General features: G+C 56.3%; 4 protein-coding genes. 2 read left to right on the top strand and 2 right to left on the bottom strand.

What is annotated here, in order from left to right; genetic code table 11:
- Positions 1–237, top strand: a 237-nt coding sequence (locus ACETWG_02055) for a hypothetical protein (protein MFB0515371.1), incomplete at its 5' end; no start/stop codon positions are given.
- A 392-nt stretch (positions 238–629) separates the two neighbouring features.
- Positions 630–1520: a hypothetical protein gene (locus tag ACETWG_02050; GenBank protein ID MFB0515370.1), complete on the top strand. Its 891-nt coding sequence runs from the start codon at positions 630–632 to the stop codon at positions 1518–1520.
- Between the two features lie 157 nt (positions 1521–1677).
- Here the strand turns inward: ACETWG_02050 and ACETWG_02045 are convergent, their stop codons facing one another.
- Both ACETWG_02045 and ACETWG_02040 read right to left on the bottom strand, forming a co-directional pair.
- Positions 1678–4020 carry a glycoside hydrolase family 3 N-terminal domain-containing protein gene (locus tag ACETWG_02045; GenBank protein MFB0515369.1) on the bottom strand — a complete coding sequence of 781 codons (2343 nt, stop codon included), beginning with the start codon at positions 4018–4020 and terminating at the stop codon, positions 1678–1680.
- A gap of 95 nt (positions 4021–4115) precedes the next feature.
- Positions 4116–4352 (bottom strand): MOFRL family protein (locus tag ACETWG_02040; GenBank protein MFB0515368.1); only part of this gene is annotated, 237 nt, incomplete at its 5' end.

The raw sequence follows: 4352 nt of genomic DNA, 5'->3' as shown, positions 1-4352 counted from the left end.
GAGCAGGAGTATGCCATCAATGCCCGTCCTGGTGGCAAGATCGGAGTAGGCATCGAGGCGGGGGGTCTTGACCTGAGAAGCAGGCAAGGCCCGGGGGGATTTGCGGAAGGAGGAATCGGTCGGCCCGGCCTACCAACCGGAATGGTACCGGGCGGCCGCCCCGGCGGGGGAATGGGCCGCCAAATGCCGGCGCCCCTGAAAATCTGGACCCAGGTTACCCTCTCCGAACGGGAATAAAGCCCAACTAGGTCACGCACCATAATCCCCGCGTCGACGGGGCTTTCCACTACGGAATAGTTCGCGTTATGATTGCGCGAATAATTCAGCAACGATGCCTTCGACCTAATCGGCGGCAGGTCTTTTAGCGTAATAATCAGGTTCGTAGGTGGCTCGGCCAATCCCTTGACGCAGGTTGCAGCTTTGCGTTGTCTTCCTCCGGCGGACTGCGTACTTTAGCTCTTCCTTGAAAAATCAAACAGGCCTCAAAAGGAGACGTATACCGGCCAGGATAATCAACATACAGCCTATTGATGCCAAATAACTACTGGATAGAATGATTGCTGAATTTCATTAAGTCAATTTACTCACCCATATTAAAATAACATCCGTAATCCAGGTAAGACAGCGAGATGCATAAACCCAAGAAGCTTGCATTCATCACGGCCCTATCAGGTGTTTGGATTGCGGTGCTGCTCCAGTCTGTTGGCTGTGATTACCTGACCGATCCATTCGATCCCGGCCTGCCGTTGGAGGAAATTGAGCAGCGTGTCAGGACAATCCACGATTCCCGGGCGGTATTTACCTTCCAGGAATATGAAATGTTGCTCCAGGAGCTGTCTCGGCCACGATATACCGTCCTGCCGCTGAATATCTTCCGGCATACCTTCGATACTTCCAAGGTGCTGGTCGGAATGAGGCATGACGTGGACTGCCATCCTTTTAAGGCCCTGGAAATGGCTGAAATGGAGGAGGACTACGGGATTCAGGCAACCTACTACATCCTGCATTCCGCCGATTACTACGGTGGATTGCAGGACTCAGTCTTTATGCGCTATCAGTCCATGGGTACCATCTACCAGCAGCTATTCGAGCGGGCCGGTGAAATCGGCATCCACAACGACCTGATCGGGATGATGGCGCTACATGACATTGAACCGCTATCATTTCAGTCCGAGGAAATTGATTATTACGCATCATTGAACATTCCGATATTCGGCTCGTCCAGCCATGGCGGCTCCATCGTGAAACAACTGAATCTGGATAATAGATACATATACTCGGATTTTCATAAGTATGGCACTTTCACGTACAATAACAAGACCTATGAGTATGGCCGGTATTCGCTTGCCGATTTCGGGTTGAAGTACGAGGCGTATGCGCTTGAACATAACAATTATATATCTGATGCCAGCGCGACCTGGAACCTGGGCAGCCTGGAGGCGGTAATTCGGTATCTGCAGAGCTGTACCGCGGGCCGCAAAGTCCAGTTACTGACCCACCCTGTCTGGTGGGGGAAATGATGGAGTTGTCCCCTCACCGGGGATGAAGCGGGGCTTGCAGTCGTGCTCGGCAGACCTTAGTTACTCCTTTTGCCCGTTCTCGTCGGGAGGCGGTGTGCTGCTGGTTCTGCACGAGGCAGGTACCCAAAATCGGGCTGTTTGCGCTTCCGGTTAGTCTTTACTCCCGATCATCTATGGTGTGAACCGCTATGGTGCTGAAATAGAGCGTGCTTTCGTCCATGATGGCAGTCGCCCCGGTGACGGTTAACGATCCCTGGAGGCGCAGATCGGTAGCTGAGCTGCCTACCATGATCTTGAATTTGCCGGCTTCAACGACCGGCACCATGTCGGCATTATAGAAGGCGAGCAGATTGACGGGGATTTTGAAGGTGACGGCTTTAGTTTCTCGAGGAGCGAGCGTTAGGCGCTGGAAGGCCTTCAGTTCTTTCACCGGTCGGGTGATACTGGCAACGACATCGCGTGTATACAGCTGCACCACTTCGTCCCCTAACCGGGGACCCGTGTTGGTCACCTCCAACCGGACCTGAACGGTATCACCTGCGGAGGCTTTCGCAGGGATAATTTGGAGCTTCCGGTATTCGAATTGGGTGTAGCTCAGGCCGTGCCCGAAGGGGTAGAGTGGAGTGATCGGTGCATCGAGATACTTCGAAGTCCAGCGGTTGTCTGGATCTGCGGGGCGTCCGGTGTTCTTGAGGTAGTATGGCAGGGGGACTTGACCGACGGAGCGCTGGAAGGTGGCGGGTAATTTTCCGCCCGGGTTATAATCACCGAAGAGCACCTCGGCCACGGCTGGTCCGGTTTGGACGCCAAGGAACCATGCCTCCACAATGGCCGCGGTATTTTCCGCCAGCCAGGGTATGGCCAGGGGGCGGCCGTTCAGCAGAACCACAGTGACCGGCTTACCTAGGGAGTGGATGCGCCGGGCCAGGTCAAGTTGGAGGCCAGGCAGGCCGATGTCCGAGCGGCTGGCCGCTTCACCGCTCATGTCAGCGGTTTCGCCGAGTACCAGGATAATTGCGTCGGCAGCGCGGGCCCGGGATAGGGCCTGCTTAAAGCCGGTTTTATCGCTAGCCTGTACGTCGCATCCCTTCGCATACAGAACCCTGGTACGGGTAGTGACGGCCGCCTTGATGCCTGCCAGGATAGTGATGACATCTTCAGCCTGCCCGTTGCCGTGCCAGGGCCCCAGGCAAACTGCCTGATCATCTGCCAGAGGGCCAATCACGGCGACTGATTTCAGGTTTTTCGGGAGCGGTAGGGTCTGATTGTCATTTTTCAGCAGGACGATTGATTTGCGGGCGATTTCACGGGCCGCCTGCAGGTGCTCCGGTGACAGGATTTGAGACTTCTCTCGTTCGACGTCGCCGTAGCGATAGGGGTCATCGAATAAGCCCAGCTGCACTTTTGCACGTAATACCCTCCGGACGGCCGCGTCCACCGCCTTTTCAGATAGCTGCTCAGTCTGTACCAATGGGGGTATATCATTCACGAAAATCCCTGCGACCATATCCATATCTACACCGGCTTCCAGAGCCGCCCGCCCGGCCGCGGCGCGGGTGCCGACAATACCGTGGTTCATGAGTTCCTGGACAGCAGTCCAGTCACTTACGACGAAGCCTTTGAAACCCCACCGGTCACGGAGCAGGGTGGTTAAGAGCTCCCGATTAGCGCTCATGGGTAGGCCGCCGATTTCGTTGAAGGCGCTCATCAGGGTTGCTACGCCGGATTGTACTGCTGCCTTGAAGGGTGGCAGGTACAGTTCGTGGAGGGTGCGTTCGGAAATGTCGGCGGTATTATAATCCCGACCGCCCTGGGCCGCGCCATAGGCGACAAAATGCTTAGCGCAAGCCAGCAGCGTGTTAGCAGCGCGTAGATCGTTGCCCTGAAATCCCTTAACCCGGGCGGCGGCAAAGACGGAGCCCAGATAGGGGTCCTCGCCTGCCCCCTCGGCGATTCTTCCCCAACGGGGATCCTGGGCGATATCTACCATCGGTGCAAAGGTCCAGTGCAGCCCGTTTGCGGTAGCTTCGACGGCGGCAATTCGGGCCGATCGGTAGGCCAGCTCTGGTTCCCAGCTGCTGGCTTCAGCCAGGGGCACCGGGAAGATGGTTCTCTGGCCGTGGATCACATCGAACCCGAACAGAAGCGGTATGCCCAGCCGGGTTTCTTCTACGGCTATCTGCTGCAGCCGATGGGTGTTATCAGCGCCGAGCACATTCAGGAAAGAACCCACCTCACCCCGGCGCAGTGCCTTGAGATGTTCCTGGCTGATAGGGACTTTCCCATCCCTCCTTTCGCCGCTGTACTGCGTGAGCTGCCCCAACTTCTCTTGCAAGGTCATTTCCGCGAGGAGCGAATCGATGAAACGAGCTTCTGAGTCCCGCTGCTCGGAGGCTTGCGGCCCCGGTCGGAAATAGGTGACTAAAAAGATAAGTGCCAAAGCAGCGATGATCCTTCTGTAGGTTGGCTGCAGTCGGTTTTTATTCTTGCCAGTGCTCATGCTTTGCTACTCCAGGGGTTGTTTTAGATCTGTTTGTGAGTGTTCCCAGCTTACGGATTGCTGCCATACTTGACGGAGGCCTGGTCTCTCGCAGCTCATTCTTTGTTGGGGCATGGGAGTCGCAGTATGATTCGGATATCATTGACATTGGTGCCGGTGGGTCCGGTGGTGACCAGATTACCCAGCGCGGCGAAGAAGGTATAGGCGTCGTTATTGGCCAGGGCGGCTTGCGGAGCGAGTCCGAGCTGAACGGCGCGAGCCAGCGTGTCCGGGGCTATTATGGCACCGGCGGCATCCCCGCTGCCATCGATGCCATCAGTGTCGGCAGCTAG

This window comes from Candidatus Neomarinimicrobiota bacterium (assembly GCA_041862535.1).
Lineage (GTDB): Bacteria > Fidelibacterota > Marinisomatia > SCGC-AAA003-L08 > TS1B11.
This window is presented reverse-complemented; position numbering and strand designations above follow the sequence as displayed.